Annotated in this window: 20 protein-coding genes; 16 read left to right on the top strand and 4 right to left on the bottom strand. The window is 65.6% G+C overall.

Annotated features, from left to right (window positions below):
- The first annotated feature begins 31 nt into the window (after window positions 1–31).
- The 4 genes from NZU74_00365 (at window position 32) to NZU74_00350 (ending at window position 5,520) form a co-directional block, all read left to right on the top strand.
- Entirely contained in the window at window positions 32–2,152 is a 2,121-nt protein-coding gene (locus NZU74_00365; GenBank protein MCS6879765.1) for a thioredoxin domain-containing protein, read from the top strand.
- A gap of 60 nt (window positions 2,153–2,212) precedes the next feature.
- A complete protein-coding gene (locus NZU74_00360; GenBank protein ID MCS6879764.1) occupies window positions 2,213–3,493 on the top strand; it encodes a glycosyltransferase family 4 protein in 1,281 nt (426 codons plus the stop codon).
- Window positions 3,494–4,053: 560 nt separating this feature from the next.
- Window positions 4,054–4,644, top strand: a complete 591-nt coding sequence (raiA, locus tag NZU74_00355) for a ribosome-associated translation inhibitor RaiA (protein MCS6879763.1) — start codon at window positions 4,054–4,056, stop codon at window positions 4,642–4,644.
- A gap of 219 nt (window positions 4,645–4,863) precedes the next feature.
- The gene (locus NZU74_00350) at window positions 4,864–5,520 is read left to right on the top strand and encodes a CAP domain-containing protein (protein ID MCS6879762.1); all 657 of its coding nucleotides are present in this window, start codon (window positions 4,864–4,866) and stop codon (window positions 5,518–5,520) included.
- A 75-nt stretch (window positions 5,521–5,595) separates the two neighbouring features.
- Here NZU74_00350 and NZU74_00345 read toward each other — a convergent pair whose 3' ends face one another.
- The 3 genes from NZU74_00345 to trpD all read right to left on the bottom strand — a co-directional run bounded on the left by NZU74_00345 (window position 5,596) and on the right by trpD (window position 8,380).
- Window positions 5,596–6,054: a DUF4190 domain-containing protein gene (locus NZU74_00345; GenBank protein ID MCS6879761.1), complete on the bottom strand. Its 459-nt coding sequence runs from the start codon at window positions 6,052–6,054 to the stop codon at window positions 5,596–5,598.
- 264 nt (window positions 6,055–6,318) lie between these two features.
- Window positions 6,319–7,122 carry an indole-3-glycerol phosphate synthase TrpC gene (trpC, locus tag NZU74_00340; protein ID MCS6879760.1) on the bottom strand — a complete coding sequence of 268 codons (804 nt, stop codon included), beginning with the start codon at window positions 7,120–7,122 and terminating at the stop codon, window positions 6,319–6,321.
- A 238-nt stretch (window positions 7,123–7,360) separates the two neighbouring features.
- Entirely contained in the window at window positions 7,361–8,380 is a 1,020-nt protein-coding gene (gene trpD / locus NZU74_00335; protein MCS6879759.1) for an anthranilate phosphoribosyltransferase, read from the bottom strand.
- 985 nt (window positions 8,381–9,365) lie between these two features.
- Between trpD and NZU74_00330 the strand changes: the two genes are divergently transcribed.
- The 11 genes from NZU74_00330 (at window position 9,366) to NZU74_00280 (ending at window position 21,138) form a co-directional block, all read left to right on the top strand.
- Window positions 9,366–12,533: a CoB--CoM heterodisulfide reductase iron-sulfur subunit A family protein gene (locus NZU74_00330; protein MCS6879758.1), complete on the top strand. Its 3,168-nt coding sequence runs from the start codon at window positions 9,366–9,368 to the stop codon at window positions 12,531–12,533.
- Complete coding sequence (locus tag NZU74_00325) at window positions 12,526–12,954, top strand: hydrogenase iron-sulfur subunit (protein ID MCS6879757.1); 429 nt, start codon at window positions 12,526–12,528, stop codon at window positions 12,952–12,954. The genes NZU74_00330 and NZU74_00325 overlap by 8 nt, the downstream gene beginning before the upstream one ends.
- Window positions 12,942–13,907, top strand: coding sequence for a 4Fe-4S dicluster domain-containing protein (locus NZU74_00320; GenBank protein ID MCS6879756.1), 966 nt, complete (start codon window positions 12,942–12,944; stop codon window positions 13,905–13,907). The genes NZU74_00325 and NZU74_00320 overlap by 13 nt, the downstream gene beginning before the upstream one ends.
- 100 nt (window positions 13,908–14,007) lie before the next feature.
- Window positions 14,008–14,412 carry a 4Fe-4S dicluster domain-containing protein gene (locus NZU74_00315; GenBank protein MCS6879755.1) on the top strand — a complete coding sequence of 135 codons (405 nt, stop codon included), beginning with the start codon at window positions 14,008–14,010 and terminating at the stop codon, window positions 14,410–14,412.
- Between the two features lie 167 nt (window positions 14,413–14,579).
- The gene (locus tag NZU74_00310; protein MCS6879754.1) at window positions 14,580–15,440 is read left to right on the top strand and encodes a CoB--CoM heterodisulfide reductase iron-sulfur subunit B family protein; all 861 of its coding nucleotides are present in this window, start codon (window positions 14,580–14,582) and stop codon (window positions 15,438–15,440) included.
- A gap of 228 nt (window positions 15,441–15,668) precedes the next feature.
- Window positions 15,669–16,442: a 4Fe-4S dicluster domain-containing protein gene (locus NZU74_00305; GenBank protein MCS6879753.1), complete on the top strand. Its 774-nt coding sequence runs from the start codon at window positions 15,669–15,671 to the stop codon at window positions 16,440–16,442.
- Window positions 16,443–16,607: 165 nt separating this feature from the next.
- On the top strand, window positions 16,608–18,257 hold the full coding sequence (locus tag NZU74_00300; protein ID MCS6879752.1) for an FAD-binding protein: 1,650 nt from the start codon (window positions 16,608–16,610) through the stop codon (window positions 18,255–18,257).
- A 125-nt stretch (window positions 18,258–18,382) separates the two neighbouring features.
- On the top strand, window positions 18,383–18,604 hold the full coding sequence (locus NZU74_00295) for a 4Fe-4S binding protein (GenBank protein MCS6879751.1): 222 nt from the start codon (window positions 18,383–18,385) through the stop codon (window positions 18,602–18,604).
- A complete protein-coding gene (locus NZU74_00290) occupies window positions 18,591–19,769 on the top strand; it encodes a 2-oxoacid:acceptor oxidoreductase subunit alpha (protein ID MCS6879750.1) in 1,179 nt (392 codons plus the stop codon). Before NZU74_00295 ends, NZU74_00290 begins: the two co-directional genes overlap by 14 nt.
- Window positions 19,754–20,614, top strand: coding sequence for a thiamine pyrophosphate-dependent enzyme (locus tag NZU74_00285; GenBank protein ID MCS6879749.1), 861 nt, complete (start codon window positions 19,754–19,756; stop codon window positions 20,612–20,614). Before NZU74_00290 ends, NZU74_00285 begins: the two co-directional genes overlap by 16 nt.
- Window positions 20,611–21,138, top strand: a complete 528-nt coding sequence (locus NZU74_00280) for a 2-oxoacid:acceptor oxidoreductase family protein (protein ID MCS6879748.1) — start codon at window positions 20,611–20,613, stop codon at window positions 21,136–21,138. Before NZU74_00285 ends, NZU74_00280 begins: the two co-directional genes overlap by 4 nt.
- A 250-nt stretch (window positions 21,139–21,388) precedes the next feature.
- Here NZU74_00280 and NZU74_00275 read toward each other — a convergent pair whose 3' ends face one another.
- Window positions 21,389–23,113, bottom strand: a complete 1,725-nt coding sequence (locus tag NZU74_00275; GenBank protein ID MCS6879747.1) for a PAS domain-containing protein — start codon at window positions 23,111–23,113, stop codon at window positions 21,389–21,391.
- 310 nt (window positions 23,114–23,423) lie between these two features.
- On the opposite strand from NZU74_00275, the gene NZU74_00270 reads away from it, so the two are divergent.
- Window positions 23,424–24,683 (top strand): DnaJ domain-containing protein, encoded by a 1,260-nt coding sequence (locus NZU74_00270; protein MCS6879746.1) that lies wholly within the window; start codon window positions 23,424–23,426, stop codon window positions 24,681–24,683.
- Window positions 24,684–25,013: the final 330 nt, after the last annotated feature.

The raw sequence follows: 25,013 nt of genomic DNA, 5'->3' as shown, positions 1-25,013 counted from the left end.
GCGCGACGGCTCTGTTGTTGAGGGCAAGCCAATGCATACCAGACATCGCGACGCGCATGGCAATCCGAAGTACACCAATCGCCTGATCCATGCCGCCAGTCCGTACCTGCTGCAACATGCCCATAATCCGGTAGACTGGCACGAATGGGGCGAGGAGGCCCTGGAGCGCGCCCGGCGCGAGGATAAGCCCATCCTGGTGAGCATTGGCTACGCTGCATGCCACTGGTGCCACGTTATGGCCGATGAGAGCTTCGACGACGAGGCGACTGCCGCCATTCAGAACGCGCTGTTCGTTAATATCAAGGTTGACCGCGAAGAGCGGCCCGATCTCGACAGCCTGTACATGACCGCGGTGCAGGCGATGACGGGCCAGGGCGGCTGGCCGCTGAACGTCTTCTGTTTGCCGGATGGCACGCCCTTCTTCGGCGGCACCTACTTTCCGCCCGACGAGAAGGCCGCTCGCTACCGCGCGTCGAGCTGGAAACAGGTGCTCCAGCGCGTGGCCGAAGTCTACCGCACCCGCCGCGACGAACTGGCAGCCTCAGGCGCGGATCTAGTGAACCATATCCAGCGCCTCGCCAGCGCCGGCGTCTCCGACGGGGCCAGTCTGCCCGATGGCGGCGCGCTGCTGCACGAGGCCGTGGCCGTGCTCAGCCGCCAGTTTGATCATCAGGCGGGCGGGTTTGGCGGAGCGCCCAAGTTTCCTCAGGCGAACGCGCTCGAAGCTCTGCTGCGCGCGCACCTGCGCGGAGCGCCCGGCGCTCTGCCGATGCTCGAACTGACCTTGCACAAGATGGCGCGGGGCGGAATCTACGACCAGCTCGGCGGCGGCTTCCATCGCTACAGTGTTGATGCCCGCTGGCTCGTGCCACACTTCGAGAAGATGCTCTACGACAACGCCCTGCTCGCCCGCATTTACCTGGGAGCCTTTCAGGTGACCGGGACGCCCCTGTATCGCCAGATCGCCATCGAAACGCTGGCATATATGACGCGCGATCTGCGCCATCCCCAGGGCGGCTTCTTTAGCAGCGAGGACGCCGACAGCCTGCCCTATCCCGGCGCGCCCCACGCCGAGGAGGGCGCGTTCTATGTCTGGACGCCCGATGAGGTACGCGAGCATCTGGGCGAAGACGCGGCCCTGTTCTGCCACCTGTACGACATCAGCCGCGCGGGGAACTTCGAGGGCCGGAACATTCTCAATCTGCCCCGCGAGCCAGCCGAAGTGGCCCGGGTAACGGGGGCGACCCCTGAGCGACTGGAGCAGGTGGCGCAGGAAGGCCGGAAACGGCTCCTCGCGGCCCGCGCGCGGCGCCCGCGCCCCTTCCGCGATGAAAAGATTATCACCAGTTGGAACGGCATGGCGCTGCGGGCCTTTGCCGAAGCCGCTATCCCCCTCGCTTCCGACGAGTATCTGGAGATCGCCCGAGCCTGCGCCGACTTTCTGCTCACGTATCTGCGCCGCGACGACGGACGCCTGCTGCGTTCGTGGAAGGATGGCCGCGGCGGTCCCCCGGCCTTCCTTGAGGATTATGCGCTGCTGATTGATGGCCTGCTGGCCCTCCATGCCGCCGACGGCGACGCCCGCTGGCTCGCCGAGAGTTTCGCCCTCGCCGATGCCATGATCGATCTGTTCTGGGATGAGACCATCGCTGGCTTCTACGATACGGCGCGCGACCACGAGACCCTGGTGGTGCGGCCGCGCGACGTCGGCGACAACGCTACGCCATCCGGCAACTCGGTGGCCGCGGAGGTGCTGCTGCGCCTGGCGGCCCTGCGCGGACGCGACGACTACCGCCAGCGAGCCGAGGCGCTGATCGCCGGGCAGGCGGGGATGCTGGCCCGCTTCCCCGCTGGCTTCGGACGCTGGCTCTGTGCGGCTGACCTGGCCGCCGCGCCAGTCAAAGAAGTTGTCATTGCCGGCGCGCCCGAAGCCGAGGATACACGGGCGCTGCTGAACGTGGCGCTAGGGGCCTATCGCCCTCACATCGTGGTGGCGCGCATCCGCCCGGGCGACAGCGATGCCGCGACCCTGACGCCGCTGCTGGCCGGGCGCGAGGCTATTGGCGGCGCGGCGACCGCCTACGTCTGCGCAGGCTTCGTGTGCCAGCTTCCGGTTCAAACGCCAGAGGCGCTCGCCGAACAACTGCGCTGATGGCCGACTACGCTGCTCTCCCGCCCTGCACGCCACATGCCACCTGCTGGCGGCGCATCAATGCACTTCCTGCACATCAATCAACTCTACAACCGGGCCTCGGGGGCTTCGCGCTACTTCATCGAGATCGGCGAGCGGCTGGCGCGCGAGGGGCACCGCGTGACGGTGCTCAGCACCGACGCGCTGGATCTGGAGCACTTCTGGGCCGCCGGGAAAGCCTCGCTTGCCGAACGCGAAGCCGAGCATAACGGGGTGCGCGTGCTGCGCTTCCCGGTGCAGCGCCTGCCGGGACCGCCGCTGGTCTACCCGGCGCTGCGCCGGCTGATGGTGGAGATCGGGCGGCTCGGCCGCCCTGCGGTCCCGCTGTTGCAACGCATGGCCACGCTGACCCCCCGGCTGCCGGATATGGAACGCTACCTGGCCAGCGCCCCCGACCTGATGGATGTGGCCCTGGTGCATACCACCAACATTACCCTGGATTTCGCAATTGTGCCGGTGGCGCGCTGGGCGCGCCAGCGGGGCATTCCCCATCTCTGCACGCCCTTTGTGCACCTCGGCGAGCCGGAAAACCGACAGATCGTGCGCTACTACAGCATGCCGCACCAGATGGCCCTGCTGCGCGCGAGCGACGGCGTGGCGACGATGACCGACCTGGAGCGCGACTTCCTCGTGCGCCAGGGCGTCGCGGCGGAGCGAGTGCGGGTGGTAGGGGCGGGAGTCGATCCGGCGGAGGTGGCCGGCGGCGATGGAGCGCGGTTCCGAGCGACCCACGCGATTACCGGGCCGATGGTGCTGAGCCTTGGCGCGGCAGCCTTTGACAAGGGCACGCTCCACGTGCTGGAGGCCCTGCGGCGGCTGTGGGCCGCCGGTCATGACATCACCTGGGTGCAGTGCGGGCCGCTCTTGAGCCACTTCGAGGACTATTACCGCAGGCTGCCCGCCGCCGAGCGCGCTCGCACGCGCGTCCTGGGGTATGTGAGCGACGCGGTGCGGCGCGACGCCCTGGCCGCCGCCGACGTATACGCGCAACCCTCGCGCACCGACAGCTTCGGGATCGCCTATCTGGAAGCGTGGTGCTATGAGGCGCCGGTGATCGGCGCGCGCGCCGGCGGCGTGCCCGCGGTCATTGACGACGGCGTCAATGGACTGCTGGTGCCCTTTGGCGACGTCACCGCGCTCGCCGCCGCCATCGCCCGCCTGATCCGCGACCGGGACGCGGCGCGAGCGCTGGGCGCCGCGGGCCGCGCCAAAGTGCTGCGCATGTACACCTGGGACGCCGCCTACGCGCGCGCGCGGGCATTCTACTTCGATCTCGCGGGCCAGAGGTTGCATAAAGTTTAACGCTTCCCTCATCTAAAGCAACCCCCTTTTCAGAGCCTTTTCATCGGCGCGTGATACAGTTGCTTACGCCAAGGGGGAAGATCTGTGGCAGCGAGCACCGCGTCGGGGCCGGCACGCAACGACATTGCACCAGACATCGTAGCATTCCCCCTTGCCGCGTGTCGGAGGTGCGCGCTGCCACAGATCCTCTACGCATCCTCCGGGGCGGGCGAGCGGCCCGCCCCGCTGTGTTAAGAGAGCATTACCGTTTCACTCTTGAATCGTCACGTCTGGCGTAGTACAATCTGCGGGAAGAAGCACCTGATCTTCGAGCCCGCCACCCGGTGGCCATCGCCGGCGCCGGCCTGGGCGCCAGATGCGGCACAGCGTAACACGACGTGGTATTGCGCTGCGACAGGAAGTGGCAAGCGATGGAGCTAAACCGCGCTATCCCTGAAATCCGCGCGAACTACTAACTGTAATCAAAGCCCTCGGCCTTCATGCGCCTGAGGGCTTTGGCGTTTGATCGAACGGCACGGGCGCGGTCGCGCCCCTGAACACGGAATTGATGGAGGACCACGATGGAACTGACCGTCAAGAGCCGCAATGGTAAGATCACCGAGCGCCAACGCCAGCACATTGACGAGAAACTGAGCAAGCTCGCGCGCTACATGGACGGGATCACCAGCGCTACCGTCGAGGTCCACACAGAAATGCATCGAAACGCCGGCGAGGTGCACCGGGTACAGGTCACGCTGGTCGGCGAGCATGGCGTCTATCTCCGCGCCGAAGAGGAGGCGCCCGACCTGTACAGCGCGGTTGATGCGGTGCAGGAAGTGCTCCAGCGGCAGATCACGCGCTACAAAGAGAAATACTGGCGCCGTGGCCGATCACGCCGGCCTGTTGAGCCAGTCGAGCCACAGGTCGAGGCCGAACCCCTGGTGGCCGTAGCCGAACCGGAGGCGGCTCCAACCGAGGAACCGCCGGCCCCGGCGGTGATCCGCACCAAGCAGTTTAAGCTGCGTCCGATGTTCACCGAGGATGCGATTGAGCAGATGGAACTGCTCGGCCATAACTTCTTCGTCTTCCAGGACGCTGAGACCATGCGTATCTGCGTGCTCTACCGTCGCCGCGATGGAGCGTATGGGTTGATTATTCCCGAAACCGCGTAGGGGAGGCTCGGAGGGGATTTGCCCCTCCAAAAGCCCCTTTCCGGTAGGGCGCGGCTTCGCCCCGCCCTACCGGAGAGGTAAGCGAAAATCCAACAGCTACAATCCGAAATCGTATCAGGAGGGGGTAGGATAGAACAGGACCATCGGGGCATAGGCGTCGGGCTGATCGAGGAATATTATACCAGCGGTACATTATTAACTCGATCTTCACCCAAACCTATGCAGTACCCAACCGCCCGCACCCTCATCGCTGCCGCGGTCATCCTCACCCTCCTGGGAAGCCTTCTGCTGATCCCCGGCGCCTCCGCTCAGACGGAAACCTTCGTCCATACCGCATCATCCACATACGTTGAACCAGACACGCAAACAACCCTGGCCATACAGGCCGATCTGGTCGCTGCATCGCGGATCTTCGTCCCGTTCATTAAAGCGGTCGGCGGTTCGCAGGCGTCAGATAATCAAAGCATCGCCAACCAGGTGCTGGCGCTGGTGAATGCCGAGCGCGCTCGCGCCGGCTGCCAGCCGCTGAGTCTCGAACCGCGACTTATGCAGGCGGCGCAACGACACAGCGAAGACATGGCAGTGAACAACTTCTTCGGCCACGTCGGCAGCAATGGCTCGACCCTGGTCCAGCGAGTCAACGCCGTGGGCTACCCCTGGTCGGCGCTTGCCGAAAACGTTGCCGCCGGCTACCCTACGGCAGAAGCGGTCATGGCGGGCTGGATGAGCAGCGAAGGCCACCGCCGCAATATCCTGAACTGCCGCTATGTCCATATCGGCGTTGGTTATGTCTACCAGGCCGATGACACACCCCTGCCCGGCGCCCAGCTTCCCTACTACCACTACTGGACGGAAGTTTTTGGCACGCCACGGTAAACAAAGGCCGGGATGCCGTAGGGGCAAGCCAGAAGGCTGCCCCTACGGAGCTAACAGATCTCTCCCCCTCATCGCCTATACTGTCCCGATCAGGGCGATGACAAACATTATCAGCAAGCAGACCAGCAGGGCCCCGAACGCAAGATTGGCGTAGCCCAGGATCAGCCCTGCGAGCGCCAGACCCTGCCCGGAAAGGCGCCCGCCCGACTCGCGGATCTCCTTGCGGGCGATGTGACCGCAGATAACGGCCACCAGCGCGCAGATCAGCGGCAACGCGACCCAGGATAAAATGCCCGCCACCAGACTGATGACAGCCATATTGCTATTAGGCACAACGGTAGGGGCGTACATACCTGGCTGGCTCTGATAGGCGCCAGAGTCTACCGGAACGGGCGGCGCGGCGGATGGCTGGCCGATTGGCGGGGTCAACGGCTGCACCTCGGGCGAGGCTACCTCGGCGCCCAGCCGGATGCCGCAGTTGTCGCAGAACCGCTGCCCCTGGGTCGCTGCGGCGCCACAATTCGGACAGTGCATGCTCCTCCTCCCCTGCTACTGGTGATGAGTGCTGAGACGAGTGACGGGCCAGATGCACCTCTCTGGCACGATTTCGGAATTTAGATTTCTGCACTGAGACCTGGCAAGATGCGCAGATTTCGTCAGACCATATCGAGTGGGAGAAAGGCGGGGAAACCGCGTTTCCCGATGCTCCTACCGTTGGTTGTGGGGCATCTCGCGATAGTCGCCTAATCCGACTTATTGTACGCTCTGAGGCATACCAGAGTTGCGGAGGGAGCAGCGTCAGGCCCGAACCAGGGCGCGGGCCAGCCCCTCCACATCTGGCGCGGTCACCAGGGCCTCGCCGACGAGCACGGCGTCGGCGCCGTAGCTGCGCACCAGGGCCACGTGCTCGGGGGTGAAGATGCCGCTCTCGCTCACCAGCACCGGGCGGCGGCCATCCGTGAGTAACAGTCTGGCCAGCCGCGCAGTGGTTTCCAGACTGGTCTCGAAGCGGTGCAGGTCGCGATTGTTGACCCCGACAACTGCGGCCCCGATCCCCAGGGCAAGCTGCATCTCGGCTTCAGTGTGGACCTCGACCAGGGCCTCCATACCCATGTGCTGCGCCAGGAGCAGCATATTTTCAAGGCGCTCAGCATCGAGAACGGCGGCGACGATCAGCAGCACAGCGTCGGCCCCGTAGGCGCGGGCCTCGACGATCTGATAGGGGTCAATGATGAAGTCTTTGCGGAGCAGGGGGGGCGCGTCGGGCAACTGGCGAATGGCCTCCAGGTACTTCAGGCTGCCCTGAAAGAAGCGCACATCGGTGAGCACCGAGATGGCGGCTGCGCCAGCGGCGATATAGGCGCGAGCCAGGGCCAGGTGATCGAAGGGATCACGCAGCACGCCGCGGCTGGGTGAGGCTTTTTTCACCTCGGCGATCAGCGCGGTGGCCGGAGGGCGCCGCAGGGCGGCGGCGAAGTCGCGCGGTTCGGGGGCGCGAGCGGCGCGGCGCTCAAGTTCGCGGAGCGGCGCTTTGAGCTTCTGCCGGGCGACCTCTTCGGTTTTGTGGGCGAGGATCCGGGTAAGGATGGTTTCTTCGGGCACTGTGCTACTCCGCTTCAAGAGAGTTCACATTTACTGCATATATGTTCACCGCAGAGGGCGCAGAGGGTCGTAAAAAGCCAATCCTCCGGGCGCCTCTGCGTGCTCTGCGGTAAACCTGAACAACTACCTCCGCTGCCTGGTCAGGGGGATGAGTCTACCAGGTTACTCCATCCCCTGCACGGGGATAAAGTAAGGATCCTTCCCGGAAGAGCTGCGCCCTCCTGTGGGGCAGGGTGGTTCAAACGGCGTTCGAGACGGCGATCAGGCGCTCCAGGCGCTCCAGAGCGCGGCCCTCGGCGATGCTGGCCTGCGCCAGGGCCAGGCCCTCGCGGAGGTCGGCGGCGCGCTCGCCGGCAACCAGCGCCGCCGCGGCGTTGAGCAGCACCGCGTCGCGGCGGGGGCCGCTGTCGGCTCCGCTGAGCACGGCGCGCACAATGGCGACGTTTGTCGCCACGTCGCCGCCACGCAGCGCTTCGGGGCCGGCAGGTTCGAGACCCAGTTCTTCCGCGCTGACAGTAAAATGCCGGGGTTGCTGGCCGCCTCGGACTTCGTAGATCAGATTCGGACCGCTCAGGCTCAACTCATCCATCCCTCCGGCGCCATGCACCACCAGGGCATGGGTAATCTCCAGGCGGCTGAGGGCGCGGGCGAGCTTCTCAGCCAGCGGTTCCGAGGCAACGCCGAGGACCTGGTAACGGGCGCGGGCCGGGTTCGTAAGCGGCCCGAGGATGTTGAAAGCGGTGCGAATGCCGATCTCGCGGCGCACCGGCCCGGCAAAGCGCATTGCCGGGTGGAACTTCGGCGCGAACATGAAGGCGATGCCCGCCTCACGCAGGCAACGGGCCACGCCGTCAGCGTCCAGTTCGATCTTCACCCCCAGACCTTCCAGCACATCAGCGCTGCCGCAGAGGCTGGACATGGCTCGATTCCCGTGCTTGGCGACGATGAGACCGGCTCCGGCAGCCACGAAAGCGGCGGTGGTGCTGATGTTGAAAGTATGTGCGCCGTCGCCGCCGGTGCCGCAGGTGTCGGCCACGGGTTGGTCGAAGTAGACCGGCGTGGCCTTCAGGCGCATCACCTCGGCCATGCCGGCGATCTCGGCATCGGTCTCGCCCTTCAGGTGCAAGGCCGTGAGAAAGGCGCCTATCTGGGCCGGCGTCGCTTCGCCGCTCATAATCTGTTCCATCACCGAGGCGGCCTCGGCCTGGCTCAGATCGCGTCCCGCGACCACGGCAATGATTGCGTCTCGAATGTTCACTGGCCCCTCTGTTTACGAACTATGGCGGTGACACCGACCCCTTAATGGTTATCCGATTTCTTTCCGGGAGGGCGCAGCCTTCCCGGACCCTGCGCGCAACTCTCCGGGTTGCGCTGCCAGGCCCTGACAGGGGTATTGTATGCACCGCGGGGAGACTGGTCAATCGCACGTCAGTGGTCCGGCACCGTGAAAGCGACAGGCGCGAACGGGAGGGGGCGTGGGAGAGCAAAGCCCTCCCCGCAAAAAACGCCGCGTCATAATCAGTGGTCTGCGAACGAAGTTTTTGGCAACTTCGCCCCCTCCCCAATCCCTCTCAGGTGCAGGGTTTTTCGAGCGAGAAGGGGTTTTCGGCATTCCAACGCGCTTCCGATCCTCACCCCCTGCCCCCCTCTCCACCTACGGCGGAGAGGGGGGAGTTGGGCGTTCCAATGCCCCTGATGGCGAATGTGACGCGAGGATGCGCCGGAAAATCCTACACCTGAGAACTCCCCAACCCTCCCCCGCTGGGGGAGGGAGTCCGGCGCCTCCCCCAACCGGGGGAGGTTGGGAGTGGCGACGAAATCAATCGCCAGCGCGCCAAGGTGGACGAGTCCGGCGCCTCCCCCCAACGGGGGGAGGTTGGGAGGGGGGCGGAAAGGCAAGGAAACTTCGTTCACAGACTAATCAGGTTATCAAGCTGGTTGGGGAAGGGCAACATTTTTTATACCAGAGTGGCGTTCTCTTTACGCGCGACCGAGCCGGAACATGGTACATTAGCGGCTATCAAGACCGAAAATTGGATCGTAGTTGCACAGTTTGCAACACTGCAGGGGCGCATGGCATGAGCCTGTGCCGCTGCTTTTTGTATTGTTCGATGGTGAGGCGGGCGTTCCGCTGTTCACGCCCGCCCGCAGGGGCGGTTTGCCAACCGCCCCTACCGGATACGACCGGCTGTTGATGAACCCGGCGGCAGCGCCGCAGAGCATGGATGGCGGGACGGCAGACTATGGAAACTCACGCCTACGATGTGCTGGTAATTGGCGCCGGGATCAGTGGCATGCACGCCGCGCTGGATCTCGCCGATCAGGGCTTCAAAGTGCTCGTGGTCGAGCGGCAGGCCAGCATCGGCGGCACGATGGTGAAACTCGACAAGACCTTCCCCACCAATGACTGCGCGATCTGCATCGCCGCCCCGAAGATGGTCGAACTGGCGCGGCACCCGAATATCACCCTGCTGACCTCGGCCCAGGTTGAGCGGGTGAGCGGCTCGGCAGGCAACTTCGAGGCGCTGATCTGGCGCCAGGCGACCTATGTGGACCCGGAGAAGTGCACCGGCTGCGGAGATTGCGCCCAGGCCTGCCCGGTCGAAGTGGACGACATGTTCAACGGGCGGCTTTCGCGCCGCAAGGCGATCTATCTGCAGTTCCCCCAGGCGGTTCCCGCCGTCTACACCATTGATTATGGCAACTGTGTGGGCTGTGGGGCCTGCGACCGGGCCTGCGCCGCCGGGGCGATCGCCTTTCTGCGCCGGTCGCGGCCTGTAACGGCGACGGTGAGCAGCATTATTGTGGCGACCGGCTTTGAGACGCTGGAGCCAACGCAGATCCGCAAGGAATACGGCTACGGTCGTTACCCCAATGTGCTGACCGCCATCCAGTATGAGCGGCTGCTCTCGGCCTCGGGGCCGACGGGGGGCGTGGTGGCACGGCCCTCGGACGGGCGCCATCCCCGGCGGGTGGCGTGGATCCAGTGCGTCGGCTCGCGCAGCGTTCAGGGCGGGTATCCGTACTGCTCGAAGATCTGCTGCATGTACGCCACCAAGGAGGCGTTGATCACCCTCGAGCACGCGCCCGATACCGAGGCGACCATCTTCTACATGGATCTGCGGGCCTATGGCAAGGACTTTCAGCAGTTTTACCATCGGGCCGCCGGCCAGGGGGTGCGCTATGTGCGGGGCCGGCCTGCCGCGGTCGAGGAGGACCGCGACCGGAACCTGGTGGTGACCTACGCCGACACCCTGGGCGGCGCAGTTCGGCGCGAGCGTTTCGATCTGCTGGTGCTTTCAACGGCGATTGTGCCCGCGCCGGAGAACCGGCGCCTGGCCCGTGCGCTGGGGATCGCGGTTGACGCATACGGCTTCTTCGTGCCCCGCGACCCGCTGCTCGATCCGCTGCGCTCGACCCGCGAGGGCATCTTCCTGGCCGGCGGCGCGCAGGGACCGAACGACATCCCCGATTGTGTGGCCCAGGCCAGCGGCGCCGCCGCTCTGGCCGCGGTCGCGCCGTTAGCAAGAATGAGGGCCAACGGTTGGCGCCAGGACCAGCCTGCGGGGGCCCCGCCTGTTACGCTTCCGGCGGCCGAGCGCGGAGCGTGCAGCGTCCCCGATGGCGCCGGCCTGCACGCGGACGGCGCCGGAACGCCACAGGCGCAAGCCGGCGCCGCCGGTGTTGAAGAGGAAAGCTCCGCGGCAGGCGTGGAGACGCCGCGAGTGGGCGTGCTGGTATGCGGCTGCGGCAAAAACATCAGCGGGTTCGTTGAAGTGCCTGCGATCACCGAGGCGGCGCGACAAATGCCCGGCGTGGCCTTCGCCGAGGCCTGCACCTTCGCCTGCTCCGAAGACGTGCAGCGCCGCATCCGCGCCGCCATCGCGGGCCACGGGCTGAACCGGCTGGTAGTGGCTGCCTGCTCGCCGATCACCCACGGGCCGTTGTTCCAGCAGACATGCGCCGAGGCGGGCCTCAACCCTGGCCTGTTCGAGATGGCCAACATTCGCAACCAGTGTTCGTGGGTGCATTCCTTCAATCCAGGTCCCGCGACAGCGAAGGCGGTGGACCTGGTGCGCATGGCGGTGGCGCGAGCCGGGAAGTCGCGGGAACTGCCGCTGCGGAAGGTCAAGGTCATTCCCAGTTGCCTGGTGATCGGCGGCGGCGTGGCCGGGATAACCGCCGCGATAACTCTGGCCGATCTGGGTATCGACACCTTTCTGGTTGAGCGGGGGACAACCCTGGGGGGCAAGCTCAATACGCTGGCCACCCTGGACCCTGGCGATGTGCCGGCCAGTGTTGTGCGCGATCAGTTGATGCGCGAGGTGCAACGACGCCCGCAGATCAGGCTGTTCCTCGGCACAGAGGTGCGTGAGGTGAGCGGCCACATCGGCGACTTCCGCGTGACCCTCGACGAAGGTCCGGGCGGGATGCTCACCGAGTTGCGGGTGGGCGCGATCATTGTCGCCACCGGCTTCCGCGAGGCCGATCTGCGCGGGCGCTTCGGCTACGGGACCGATCCGCGGGTGATCACGCAACTGGAACTGGAGGCCAGCCTGCGCGAGGGAACCCTCGGCGCGCCGCGCACAGTGGTGATGATCAACTGCGCCGGTTCGATGGACGCTGAGAATCCCGCTTGTTGCCGGATCGGCTGCGGCATCGCGGTCAAGAACGCGCGCATGCTCCATCGCGCCGCTCCGGGGGCCAGAATTGTCATGCTTTACCAGGACATGCGGGTGTACGGCAGCGGCCAGGAAGAAGCCTTCACCCGGATGCTCGATGAGGTCGCTCCGCAGCGGGTGCGCTATGCGCCCGACCGGCCCCCGCAGGTGACGCTGCGCGACGGGCGAGTAGTGGTGCTGGTCCATGACAGCTTGCTAGACGAGGAACTGGCGTTCGAGGCCGACCTGGTGGTGCTGACGGCGGCGCTGCGAGGCGACGCCGACACGTCACGGTTGAAGCAACTGCTCAAAGTGGCCACCGACGCCCAGGGCTTCTACCGCGAGGCGCACGCCAAGATCCGGCCGCTGGACTTCAATACCGATGGAATCTACCTCTGCGGGGCCGACCACTACCCGCGCAGCGTGCCGGACACGATCGCCCAGGCTGCCGGGGCGGCCTCGCGGGCAGCGATCCCGCTGCTGCGCGGCCAGGTGAGCGTCGAACCAAATGTCGCCGAGGTGGCGGCGGAAGCCTGCGCGGGCTGCGGCCTCTGTGTGCCCCACTGTCCCTACGGCGCGCTCCAACTCGACCCTGAGCGCAGGATCGCGCGCGTCGAGGAGGTGCAGTGCAAGGGCTGCGGCACGTGCGTGGCGGCCTGCCCGTCGGGGGCGTTGCAACAACGGGGCTTTAGCGACGAGCAGTTGCTGGCGATGATCGAAGCAGCCTGGGAGGAGCCTGCCTATGAGTGAGCCATTCGAGCCACGCCTGCTGGGTCTGCTGTGTAGCTGGTGCGCCTATGGCGGGGCCGATACCGCTGGCGTGAGCCGCCTCCAGTACCCGCCCAACATCCGTGTTGTGCGGGTGATGTGCAGCGGGCGGGTGGACCCGCTCTTCGTCGCGCGGGCCTTTGAGCAGGGCGCCGATGGGGTGCTGGTGGCCGGCTGCCACCCCGGCGATTGCCACTACGCCACCGGCAACGTCTTCGCCGAGCAACGCTTCGAGCGCTTTGCACGCCTGCTCGACTTTTTCGGCATTGACCGTCGTCGCTTCAAACTGGCCTGGGTTTCGGCTTCGGAGGGGGCGCGCTTCGCCGCCGTGGTCACCGAAATGACCGAGGAGATCCGCGCCCTCGGTCCCCTGAAGATGAAGGCGCCCGCATGGCAGGCTTGATCGAACAGCAGATCCGGACGCGGGCCAGCGCGCTGCTGGCAGAGGGGCGGATTGATGGCTTTGTCGGCTACCGGCAAGGTTCGGGGCCGCTGCGGGTAGCGCCGTTCGTGGCCCGCGCGCCAGCCGAGGCGGAGAAGCTGGTCTGGAACCCGGTATGCGCACCGACACTGGCCGGCGCGCTGCGTAAGCACGCCGGCCAGCGGGCAGGCGTGGCGCTAAAGGCCTGCGACGCGCGCAGCGTGGCGGAGTTGCTGCGCCTGCATCAGTTGGACCGCGAGCGGCTCTACCTGATCGGCGTTCCGTGCCGGGGCATGCTCGACCCTGAGAAGGTCGCTGCGGCGGCCACGGGCCGGGTCACCAGCCTGGCCGAGGAAGGGGCGGAGGTGGTGATCGGCGTCAGCGGCGAAACGCTGCGCCAGGAGCGCGCTGCGCTGCTGCTGGCAAGATGCGCCGGTTGCCAGGCCGCCCCCACCGAGCTGTTCGACGAAATGCTGGCCGAGGATGCCCCGATGCCGCCTCCCGGCGACCGCTTCGCGGCGGTGCGGGCGCTGGAGGCGCTGGCGCCAGCGGAACGGCTGGCCTTCTGGCAGCAGCACTTCAGCCGCTGCACCCTCTGCTACGCATGCCAGACGGTCTGCCCGCTGTGCTTCTGCAAGGAATGCGCGCTGGCGCTGCAACGCGACGATCCTCGCCGGCTGGCCCGCGAGCCGGCCAGCGTGTTCGCCTTCCATCTGATGCGCGCCTACCACCTGGCCGAACGCTGCACCGGCTGCGATGAGTGCGAGCGGATCTGCCCGGAGGATATTCCGTTGAGCCTGATCTGCCGGAAACTGGAACTGGACCGCCTTGAATGGTGTGCGAACGGTGATTTTACCACAGAGGAAGCGGAGGGCGGCGGAGTGCGTCTGGAGCCGCGCCTCTACCGCCGAGGGCGTCTGGATGGCAGCGGCTGATGGATACTGAAACATGCCCTTTGCAGACTACCAGGCAGGCGCGAGGCAACGTAGCGGCGACTTCTTACCCCGCCGCGCCTGCCGTATCAGGAGATGCGCCATGACTATAACCATCAGCGCGAACGGCCAGTCCGGGACCTTGCTGCAGCGAGTAGAGGCGCTCAGCGGGCAACGGCTGACGCAGTGCTACCAGTGCGGCACATGCGCGGCGGGGTGTCCCTTCGCCGAAGCCATGGATGTGCTGCCGGACCGGCTGATCCGCCACCTGTTGTTCGATGTGCCGGGAGTGCTGGAGCGCGAGACGCTGTGGGTCTGCGTGGGCTGTGAGTTGTGCGCGCAGCGTTGCCCGCGGGGGATTGACGTACCGCGGGTGATGGAGGCGCTGCGGCTGATCGCCCTGCGTACTCGCGGCGATCAATTGCCGGTGGCGCAGATCCCCGCCGCAGCGCTCCAGGATCTGCCGCCAATCGCCCTGGTCGCCAGCCTGCGCCGGCAGACGGGGTGAGGGTGTGGAGGTGTGGAAGTGTGGAGGTGTGGAGGTGTAAGGCCATTTGATTCACAGCTCCACACCACTACATCTCCACACCTCCACAGACCAGTCAGTGGGCCGTGGAGCAACGCTCAACATGGACCGTCCAGATCTGAAACGTGCCTGAGGAAAGAAGCCCTGCCATGCAACTGGCCTATTACCCTGGCTGCACCATCAAGGTCTCGGCGCGCGAGCACGAGCGGGCGGCGCTGGCGATACTCAGGGAACTGGGCGTCTCTCTGCGCGAGATGCCCGAGTGGAACTGCTGCGGCGTGGTTCATACCCTTACGGGAGAGAACCTGATCCGGCACATGGCGCCGCTGCGAACGCTGGCGCGCCTGCGGCAGCAGGGTGAGCGCGAGGCGGTAACGCTGTGCGATATGTGCTTCAACACGCTGGCGCGGGCCAATCACCTGGCGCGGACGCAACCGGAGCAGGTGGCCGCCCTCAATGCGACCAGCGGCGGCGGTCTGGACTATGACGGCGCTGGCGAGGTGCTGCACCTGCTGCACCTCCTGCGCGACCGGGTGGGGCTGGCAGCGATCCGCAAGCGGGTGCGGCGTCCCCTGCGCGACCTGGCGGTGTACCCCTACTACGGATGCAAATTGCTGCGCCCGGCGGGGATCGGCCTCGACGACCCCGAGACGCCAACCCTGCTGCGCGACCTGATGGAGGCCCTGGGCGCGACCGTGGTCGAGGGGTCGCTGCAAACGCAGTGTTGCGGGGCGTACCTGGCAGTGGACCGACCGGCGCTGGTCACCGAGCGAGTACACGCGACGGTGGAGCAGGCCCGCGATGCCGGCGCCGGGGTGATTGTGCTCTCGTGCCCGCTGTGTCACTTCAACTTTGCGAAGTTTCAACCCGATACCGGCGCGCCGCTGCCGGTGCTGTATTACACCCAGGCGATTGGCCTGGCATTCGGCCTCGACCCGGCGGAACTGGGCCTGGATGATCGACATGTGGAGGCGCTGGCCGGGGTCGTGACCTCCCAGGCCCTCGCCTGATGGGCGCAAACACCGATCGGGAAGGTTTGACGCCGTTTTGGATTGTAGATTTTGGATTTCCGCAGATGGATTCCCAATGAAACCTGGCGATAATCCGCATGCAATCTATGCGACAGGAATGGGCATGACAGGGCTACGTCCTCAGCGGAAACAACTTCCGCTGCCGGGGAAGAAACAGGCGCGAAGCGCATTGGCAACACACCTCGCGCACGCGAGAGGAGGATCGGCATGAGCGAACCTGCCACGCTGGTCACAATGGAACTGATGGGCAAAGAATACCGCGTGCCGAGTGGTCTGACCATCCTGGCGGCAATGGAGTATGCCGGCTATAAGCTGGTGCGCGGCGTCGGCTGCCGCGGCGGCTTTTGCGGAGCCTGTCCCACCCTTTACCGTCGCGAGGGCAGCCATCGCATCTTTACCGCGCTGGCCTGCCAGACGCTGGTCGAAGACGGCATGTGCCTGGTGCAAATACCTTTCGTGCCCGCGCCCACCAAACCCTACGATCTGCACAGCATTACGCCACAGTCAACTACGCTGCTACGCTTCTTCCCTGAAATCGCCGGCTGCGTGGCCTGCAACACCTGCACCCGCTCCTGTCCGCAGGGCCTGCCGGTGATGGACTACATCCAGGCGGCGCTGCGAGGAGACATCGAGCGGGTGGCGATGCTGTCGTTCGACTGCATCGCCTGCGGGATCTGTTCGAGTCGCTGCCCCGCCGACATCAAGCACTACGCGGTGGGCCTGCTGGCGCGGCGGCTCTACGGCAAGTACCTGGTACCGCCGTCGGCGGACCTGGCGCTGCGGGTCGGCGAGATCGAGGCCGGGCGTTACGACGCGGAGTTGCGCGAACTGATGGAACTGCCCCTCGCTGACCTGCGCGCGCGTTACGAGCAGCGCACCTTTGAGCCGGCAGCCGACCAGAACGGCGAGTACAGCGCCACCCGGCGCTACAACTCGCCGATGGACCCTGTGGATTATCAGGATGAACTGGAGGGCGTATAGACAGCGCAGTTGCGAGTTGGGGAGGAGAAGGGCGAGGCATGGGGAAACCCCGGTTTCGCCTCCCTCCTCCAAACCAGTGCAGGGCCTGGCCCCCGGCCTCTTCCAGCAGGGGCGCAGGGAAACCCGGTTTCCCCGCCTCTCTTCCATCGAGCGAGGAGCAACGGTATGGAGCTTATCAATGGCTACCCGGCATCCATGCGCGAGAGCATCGCCCTGGTTGAGCGCACCCGCCCTGCGCGTCTGGGCCGGACCTTCCCGGCTATGAGCCTGGATGAGCGCAAGGCGTTGCTCCTCGCGCACCACCCCGACTATCAGGCCCACGCCAAGCGTCCCCTGCGCTTTGGGCCGAGCAAGGGCATGCTGCTCAACCACGAACTCGCCGATCTGTTCGAGGCGCGGCCACTGGTTCGCCCGGATCTGGACGTGAGCACGATTGACGCCGATGTGGACCTGCTGGTGATCGGCGGCGGCGGCGCGGGGACGGTGGCGGCGATCTGGGCGGTGCAGAGCGGGCTGGACCCGGCGCGGGTGCTGATTGCCACCAAGCTGCGCCACGGCGACTCGAACTCGACCATGGCCCAGGGCGGCATCCAGGCCGCCGACCGGCCCGAAGACTCGCCCGTGCAGCACTTTCTGGATGTGATGGGCGGGGGGCACTTTACCAACCGCCCCGATCTGGTGCGGGCGCTGGTAAGTGATGCGCCGCTGATCATCCAGTGGCACGAACGCCTGGGGGTAATGTACGACAAAGACAGCCAGGGGCGCTTTGTCGAAAACCCCGGCGGGGGCACCTCGCGCAACCGCATGCACTCGGCCCGCGACTACACGGGCCTGGAGATCATGCGCGTGCTGCGCGATGAGGCGCGCAACCTTGGCATCCGGGTGATCGAGTTTTCGCCAGCGATTGAACTGCTCTGCGACGACTGGGGCCACGTGGCCGGGGCAGTGCTGCTCAACCTGGAGACCCGGCGCTACCACATCGTGCGGGCCGCGGCGACGGTGCTGACCACCGGCGGCCTGGGCCGGGTGCACATCCAGCGTTTTCCCACCACTAACCACTACGGGGCTACCGGTGACGGGCTGGTGCTGGCCTACCGCGTTGGCGCCGAGCTCGTAGACCTCGACGCGGTGCAGTACCACCCCACCGGGGCGGCCTTCCCCGCCCAGATGGCCGGACTGCTGATCACCGAGAAGGTGCGCGGCCTGGGGGCCCAGCCGCTCAACCGCCTGGGCGAGCAGTTCGTTTTTCCCCTGGAGCCGCGCGACGTGGAGGCGGCAGCCTTCATCCGCGAGTGCGGCGAACGAGGCCTGGGCATTCCCACGCCCCACGGCATCTGCGGGGTCTGGCTCGACGCCCCGATGGTGGACCTGCTCCACGGGCCGGGGACCATCCGCGCTGCGCTGCCGGCGATGTATCGGATGTACATGCGTTTTGGGATTGATATGACCCGCGATCCGATCCTGGTCTTCCCTACGCTGCACTACCAGAACGGGGGCGTGGCCGCCGACGAGCACGGCGCGACCCGTGTGCCGGGCCTGTTCGTGGCCGGGGAGGTGATGGGCGGCATCCATGGCAAGAACCGGCTCATGGGCAACTCGCTGCTCGACTTCAACGTGTTTGGCCGGCGCGCGGGCATCGCCGCCGCGCACTATGCGCGCACCCATCGTCCCGGGCGGTTGAGCCTGGCCCACGTGGCCGAGTACGAGCGCATGCTGCGCGAGGCCGGCATCGAAACCACCCGCACCGCTCCGCGCATTCTGCCCGATTATCGCGGGAAAGAGGCCCTGGAACGCTATCTGGACGTGCCGGTGTAGTGGGGTTTTGGATTTCGGATTTTGGATTTGGGATTGCCGTATGCGGCGGCGCGATGAGACCTGGGGATTCTGTAATGGGGAGGCGTGGAGGGCCAGCACCTCCGCGGCGCCCACCGTAAAGCCATATGCACACCATTCAGATTGACGAAGGCTGGTGCAAAGGATGCGCCCTGTGTGTCATCTACTGTCCCCCCCGGGCGCTGCAAGTAGCCGCGCGCTTCTCGCCCCGGGGCGTGCATCCCCCGGAGCTGGTTCGCCCCGAACGCTGCAACGGTTGCCGGCTGTGCGAACTGCTGTGCCCGGACTTCGCCATCACGGTGACGGAGGAACGCCGTGTCCACGCATAGAGAGCTGATCCGGCGGGCGCTCGGCCCCAGGGTGCAATTCGTGCAGGGAGACGACGCCTGCGCCTATGGGGCGGTGCTGGCGGGCTGCACCTTCTTCGCCGGCTACCCGATCACCCCCGCCACCGAGGTCGCCGAGCGCATGGCCGAGATCCTGCCGCGCATCGGCGGCTGCTACATCCAGATGGAAGACGAGATCGCCAGTATGGGCGCGCTCATCGGCGCAAGCTGGACGGGGGCCAAGGTGATGACCTCGACCTCCGGCCCCGGCTTTTCGCTGATGCAGGAGAACCTGGGCTACGCCATTATGACCGAGACGCCATGCGTGGTGGTCAATGTGCAGCGGTCCGGGCCGTCCACCGGGCAGCCGACGATGGGGGCCTACGGCGACATGATGCAGGCCCGCTGGGGCACCCACGGCGACCACGAGATCATCATGCTCTGCCCGGCCTCGGTGCAGGAGGCCCTGGAGATCACCATCGTGGCCTTTAACCTCTCCGAGCAGTTGCGGACGCCCGTGCTGGTGTTCATTGATGGCGAACTGGGGCATATGCGCGAGCGCCTGGTCATCCCCGACGATGACGAGTTTGAACTGGTGGAGCGCCCGCGCGCCACTGATCGGGCCAGCTACCGCCCCTTCGCCCCCGGACCGGATCTGGTGCCGCCCTTCGCCCCCTTCGGGTCGGGCTTCCGCACCTTCGTGACCGGGCTAACCCACAACGAGGATGGCCTGCCGCGGGCCTCAAGCGCCGCCGTCCACGATCAACTGGTGCGTCGGCTGGCGGCCAAGATCACCAGCCATCTCGACCTGATCACGCGCTACGAAGAGTTCTACGCCGACGACTGCGAGATTGCCATCGTGGCCTACGGCATTACCGCCCGCACCTGCCGCGACGTGGTGGAGGAGGCCCGGCGCCGGGGCATCAAGGCCGGGTTGCTGCGGCTGATCAGCATCTGGCCCTTCCCCGAGCACGTCGTCGCCCGCTGGGCCGAACGGGTGCGGGCGATGCTCGTCCCGGAGATGAACCTGGGGCAGATCGTGCATCCCATCCGCGAGGCCGTCGCCGGACGGTGCGTGGTGACGCCATACGCCCGGATTGGCGGCGAGTTGCATACCCCCGCTGAACTGCTGGAAGCGCTGGAGGCATTGCAATGGCAACCGGCCTGAGGATCAAAACCGCCGCCGAGTTGCGGACGAACTACCTGCGGCGGGAGATGTTCCCGACGATCTTCTGTGATGGGTGCGGCATTGGCAACGTGCTGAACTACACCCTCTGGGCGATTGACGAGGTGGGCCTTGACCTCGACCGGACGGTGTTCGTGTCGGGGATCGGCTGCTCGTCGCGGCTCCCCGGCTACATCAATGCCGACGGTCTGCACGCCACCCACGGGCGAGCGCTGGCCTTCGCCGCGGGCATCAGGGCCGCCAACCCCGACCTGACAGTGATCGTCTTTACCGGCGATGGCGACGGGGCGGGCATTGGCGGCAATCACCTGCTGCATACGATTCGCCGCAACATGGACATGACCGTGATCCTGGTCAACAACTTCACCTACGGCATGACTGGCGGCCAGTCGGCCCCCACTACGCCCGATGGCGGCTTCAGTTCGACGACGCCCTACGGTAACATCGAGCATCCACTGGACATCTGCGAACTGGCGAAGGCCCTGGGAGCGCCCTACGTGGCCCGCTGGCCGGTGGTGTCGCCAGCGCAGCCGGTCAAATCCATTGCCGAAGGCATTCGCAAGCGCGGCTTCGCGCTGATCGAAATGCTCACCCCCTGCCCGACGGCCTATGGCCGGCGCAACGGGCTGAAGGAAATCGAGCAGATCTGGCGCTGGTACCGTGAGCATACCGTGCTGCTCGACGAGTGGGAATGGGTGGAGCAATTCGGCTCGCCCGAGGAGCGCGAGGCGCTGCGGGGCAAATTGAAGATCGGCGTCTTTCAGGATACCGAGCGCGAGACGTTCGAGGATCGCTGGGCTGCGCTGGTGGCAAGGGAGAGGCTATGAAACGCGAGATTCGCATCTGTGGCTTCGGCGGGCAGGGGGTGGTCACCGCAGCGGTCATTCTGGGCAAAGCGGCGGCGGTCTACGACGGGTTGACGGCCTGCCAGGTGCAGTCCTACGGCCCGGAGGCCCGCGGTGGCGCGGCGCGGGCCGAGGTGATTATCGCCGATCACCCGATTGGCTACCCCGGCATCCACCTGGCCGACGTGCTGGTGGCGATGTCGCAGGAAGCCTACAACCGCTATGGGCGGGCGATCAAGCCGGGAGCAGCAGTGATCATCGATCCCGACCTGGTTTTCCAGCGCGATGAGGCCCAGCCGCTGATCCCGGTGCGCGCCACCAAGATCGCTGAGGACCTGGGCAACACCGTGGTGGCGAATATCGTCATGCTCGGCGCGCTGACCGCGCTGACCGGCGTGGTCTCGCCGGAGGCGCTGCTGGCAGCCACCCTGGACAGTGTCCCGGCGCGTTTCCGAGAGTTGAACCGCCGCGCCCTGGAGGCGGGAATGCAGGCGGCGAAGACGTAATTGGATTTTGGATTTTGGATTGCTGTGTATGGCGTCCCGGTGATGTCCGGGGAACATGCGCACACACTCCTGTTACCGGAACTGATACAGGGTACAGGCGCGTGACGGCTACAGCGCAACGCTCTGGCTTACGTACAGCGTCTGGGAGGGCATTGCCCTCCCAACCTTTTTCTGGCCCGCCTCCTGGTGCGCGCGTCCTGCAAAACGACGGCGCTGTCGCCGACGGCAAAGGACGCCAATTCCCCGCGCTTTAGCTCAGGGCAGGGAGGTAGATATGGATGGTCGTCCCGCGTCCTGGCGCACTCACCACGTCAATTGCCCCTCGATGGCTGCGAATGATGCCGTGGGTAGCGGCCATGCCAAGACCGCGACCGTGAGCTTTGGTGGTGAAGAACGGTTCGAAGATCCGGGCGCGGGTGGCTTCGTCCATCCCACAACCGGTATCGCTCACGGTTAAACGCACAAACCGCCCTGGCAAGAGGTCAGGACCAAGGATCAGCGCATCGAGGCGGGCGCAGTCCAGGTCCTCGATCGCGGTTTCCAGGGTTATCTGGCCTGACGTGTCTCCGAGCGCATCACCGGCGTTGACAAGCAAATTGAGAATGACCTGACGCATCTGGGAGGCATCGGCCTGAATACAGGGGAGCGCATCGGCAAAGCGGTACTGGAGGGTAGCGCGACGAGTCAAGGAAGGCTCAAGCAGCACCACCACGTCACGGACTAGATCATGGAGATTGAGGACCTTCATGACGAGGCGCCCTTTGCCGGCGTAGGCGAGCATCTGAGCCGTAAGATCAGCCGCCTGCCGAACGCCATGCAATATCGCTTCAATATTCTCCTGGAGTGGCGAATCGTCAGGAAGATCAATTGACAACAATTCGGTGTACCCTTTAATAGTAGTAAGCAGGTTGTTGAAGTCATGGGCCAACCCGGCGGCAAGGATGCCGATACTTTCGCGCCGCTGGGCTTCCTGAAGGCCGCGTTCAAAGGCCAGACGCTCCTCCTCGTGACGGCGTTGCTCCGTAAGGTCCATGGCAACGTGCCCCACGGCGATGATGTCCCCATTATCGGTGCGAATAGGAAAACTGCGGGTGAACCATCTGGTTCCTTCGCCGGTAAGATCGTCGTAGACTCCGCCCACCGGCATCGCGGTGCGGAGAATGTACTCCAGGGTCTCGCGATTCAAGTGCGCGACAATCGGAGGAGCAATCCCCTCCAGCGAACGGCCCAGAAGTTGCGATGGCGAAGACAGATCAAAGATCTGTAGCAGGTTTTGATTGGCTAGGATATAACGCCCCTGCAGATCCTGCACACCGAGGGCGATTGGCACGTGGTCGAAAAAGCTCTGCAAAAGGGCCTGACTGCGCTGCAGTTCAGCCGCGATGCGCTGGCGCGCGTTCAGTTCGCTGCGGAGATACTCGTTGGTCACTCGCAAGCGCCTGATGAGGGTGTCGCGCTCAAGCTCGGTACGGCGATACTGGGTGACATCGCGCAAATACACAATCACAAAAGCCGCGCTGGATTCGTGCTCGTGCACCGGAACAAGTTCCAGATCAAAGGTCAGGAAAGAACCATCAAGTTTTTCCGTAATGAACTCTGTACGCAGCGGGACGCCATCGGCGCACACCCGGCGCAGGTGGAGGAGAACCTCCGAGGTGATCGTGGAGCCGAGAAGGCGCTCCAGAGTCTGCCCCACCGCATGCTCGGCAGACACGCCGGTCATTCGCTCACAGGTCGGGTTGATGTAGATCACCTGCGGGCCAGGAGGCTCAAAGGGCGCCGTTTCAGTAATGATAATCGCAGCCTGGGCATACTGCGGGATCACCTCGAACGCCCTGGCGCGCAATGCGACGCAGGCTTCGGAACGGCTATCGCCTGGATTTCGATTTCCGGTTGACGCTTGTAATTCTACGCTTTGGGCGGGCAGGCAGAAGCCATTGGCATTCCTATGGCCAGAGGCAGGCAATGGTGACATGGTCACAATACGCTCCGGAACAAAGTGCCAGGAAAAGGTTCCAGATCACATCATAACCCCTGTTTATAATTTTAACAACATTCAATTCTCAAACTGAGAGCCATTGCCACTATGAGTCTTTGCGCTGAAATTGCCATCCGGTATCGAGTGAGATTATACTGATAATTGTCGTGCTGCGCCGCCAATCTATCCGGAGGCAAGGGAAACAGGGATTCGCGCATCTCGTCGCCGCCTGGGCGCGCTCCCCACGGGCGTGTTATAATGCGCCGGTTGTGGGAGACCGCGTAACTGTAACCGGCCTGAGGATGGCATGGACGAGTTCGAGGAACTTGACCACTACGCAGTGCTCGGCGTCCAACGGAACGCAACGGCGGAGGAGATCAAACGCGCGTACCGGCAGCAAATCGCGCGGTACCATCCGGATCGCTTTGCGACGGCCAGCCCTGAGGAGCAGGCCGAAGCCAGCCGGCGCGCCCGGCGGATCAACGAAGCCTATGCCACGCTGAGCGATGCAGCCGCGCGAACGGCCTACAACCGGAAGCTGGGGCTTGCAGCTGCGAGCCCGCGTGCGCATCCAACTCCGGCTGCACCGGCCCAACCCCGCGATCATCTGGCGGAGCTGTACGCGCAGGCGCGCGCTCACATCGATGCAGGACGCCACCTGCAGGCCATCGCCACTTTGCGCGAGATCCAGCGGATCAACCCGTTTTACCGTGACAGCGGGGCGCTGCTGGCGCGAGCGGAAGCCGCGGGGCGCGCAGTCGCGCCCCCATCGGGGCCGTCCGGCCAGAAGCCGGACAGCGGGCGCCGGGCGCTGCTTGTCGGCGCCGTCGCGGCCCTGTTCCTGGCCGGGATAGGGGCGGCCGGGTGGGCCCTGCGACGCCAGGGTGAAGCCACCTTGCAGGGCGCAACCGGCGCCGGTCCAACGCTCGCCCCCACCGGCGTCCCGACCCTCGCCCCCACTGGCGCCCCGACCCTCGCCCCCACCAGCGTCCCGACCCTCGCCCCCACGGCAGCAGCGATCGCCGAAAGCGGGACGGTGCTGTACCAGGAGGATTTCACCCAGGCGGCCCGCTGGCCCTCGATCCGTGGCGCCGGTTGGAGCGTCGGGTTTGCGCCGGGCGCCTATCAGATCACCGCCGCCCAGGAGGTCGGCAACATCTGGGCGTTTAACACGTCACCTGCGGGCGTGAACTTTCTGGTTGGCGTTGATGTCGAGGTCAACGGCGGATGGGCGGGATTGCTGTTGCGCTTCAACGAGCGGAACTACCTGGCCTACATGGTTGACCCGCGCGCGGGCGGCTACCGCTTGCTCCGTTCCGGCGGCGGGCGTTCCACGGTGCTGCTTGAGGAGCAGCATCCGGCGGTGATCGCGGGCGAAGGAGCGCGGAATCGGCTGGCGGCGCGCCTGGAGAATGAGCGGATCAGCCTGGGGATGAATGGCGCGGAGGTCGCCGATCTCAGCCTGGCCGACCCGCCGCCGACGGCCCGCTACGGCATGGTGGCTGTGGCAACTGACGCCCAGGTGGTGGCGCTGTTTCGCAACCTCGTGATCCGGTCGCTCGATTAGAGCACTGACCGCAATGCTTGACCCCCGAGGACCCTGAGCCATGTGGCTCCTGCACTCGCGTCGCCAGCGTTGCAGGTCAATCTTTTCGAGAAACGCTACAGCGCGCAGCCGATAGCGATTCGGTCGCGGCCGCAACCGAACACGTTCATACCGCAGCGAGCGCAAACGGCCCCAAACGCCTCATCCTCTACGCCTCCCTGCGTGCTCGGCGGTAAAGCCGGGGTCTCCTTATCATATCCGTTGAACCCGCGCTTGCCTGGCGCGCCTCCGGCAACACCAGACCAGAAAGCAGCCTCCCCCATCCGAAGTGGTTATTCATTGACCAGAGGT

The organism is Chloroflexaceae bacterium (assembly GCA_025057155.1).
GTDB lineage: Bacteria > Chloroflexota > Chloroflexia > Chloroflexales > Chloroflexaceae > JACAEO01.
Note: the sequence above shows the minus strand (reverse complement) of the source record. Positions and strands in the feature narration are given on the sequence as shown.

Bases quoted from the DNA above. Each gene is read 5' to 3' on its own strand.
- NZU74_00320 (MCS6879756.1), top strand. From the start codon at position 12,942: ATGGCAGGCTTGATCGAACAGCAGATCCGGACGCGGGCCAGCGCGCTG.
- NZU74_00300 (MCS6879752.1), top strand. From the start codon at position 16,608: ATGGAGCTTATCAATGGCTACCCGGCATCCATGCGCGAGAGCATCGCC.
- NZU74_00360 (MCS6879764.1), top strand. From the start codon at position 2,213: ATGCACTTCCTGCACATCAATCAACTCTACAACCGGGCCTCGGGGGCT.
- NZU74_00310 (MCS6879754.1), top strand. From the start codon at position 14,580: ATGCAACTGGCCTATTACCCTGGCTGCACCATCAAGGTCTCGGCGCGC.
- NZU74_00350 (MCS6879762.1), top strand. From the start codon at position 4,864: ATGCAGTACCCAACCGCCCGCACCCTCATCGCTGCCGCGGTCATCCTC.
- NZU74_00270 (MCS6879746.1), top strand. From the start codon at position 23,424: ATGGACGAGTTCGAGGAACTTGACCACTACGCAGTGCTCGGCGTCCAA.
- NZU74_00305 (MCS6879753.1), top strand. From the start codon at position 15,669: ATGAGCGAACCTGCCACGCTGGTCACAATGGAACTGATGGGCAAAGAA.
- NZU74_00275 (MCS6879747.1), bottom strand. From the start codon at position 23,113: ATGTCACCATTGCCTGCCTCTGGCCATAGGAATGCCAATGGCTTCTGC.
- NZU74_00325 (MCS6879757.1), top strand. From the start codon at position 12,526: ATGAGTGAGCCATTCGAGCCACGCCTGCTGGGTCTGCTGTGTAGCTGG.
- NZU74_00295 (MCS6879751.1), top strand. From the start codon at position 18,383: ATGCACACCATTCAGATTGACGAAGGCTGGTGCAAAGGATGCGCCCTG.
- NZU74_00315 (MCS6879755.1), top strand. From the start codon at position 14,008: ATGACTATAACCATCAGCGCGAACGGCCAGTCCGGGACCTTGCTGCAG.
- NZU74_00285 (MCS6879749.1), top strand. From the start codon at position 19,754: ATGGCAACCGGCCTGAGGATCAAAACCGCCGCCGAGTTGCGGACGAAC.
- raiA (MCS6879763.1), top strand. From the start codon at position 4,054: ATGGAACTGACCGTCAAGAGCCGCAATGGTAAGATCACCGAGCGCCAA.
- NZU74_00365 (MCS6879765.1), top strand. From the start codon at position 32: ATGCATACCAGACATCGCGACGCGCATGGCAATCCGAAGTACACCAAT.
- NZU74_00330 (MCS6879758.1), top strand. From the start codon at position 9,366: ATGGAAACTCACGCCTACGATGTGCTGGTAATTGGCGCCGGGATCAGT.
- NZU74_00280 (MCS6879748.1), top strand. From the start codon at position 20,611: ATGAAACGCGAGATTCGCATCTGTGGCTTCGGCGGGCAGGGGGTGGTC.
- NZU74_00345 (MCS6879761.1), bottom strand. From the start codon at position 6,054: ATGCACTGTCCGAATTGTGGCGCCGCAGCGACCCAGGGGCAGCGGTTC.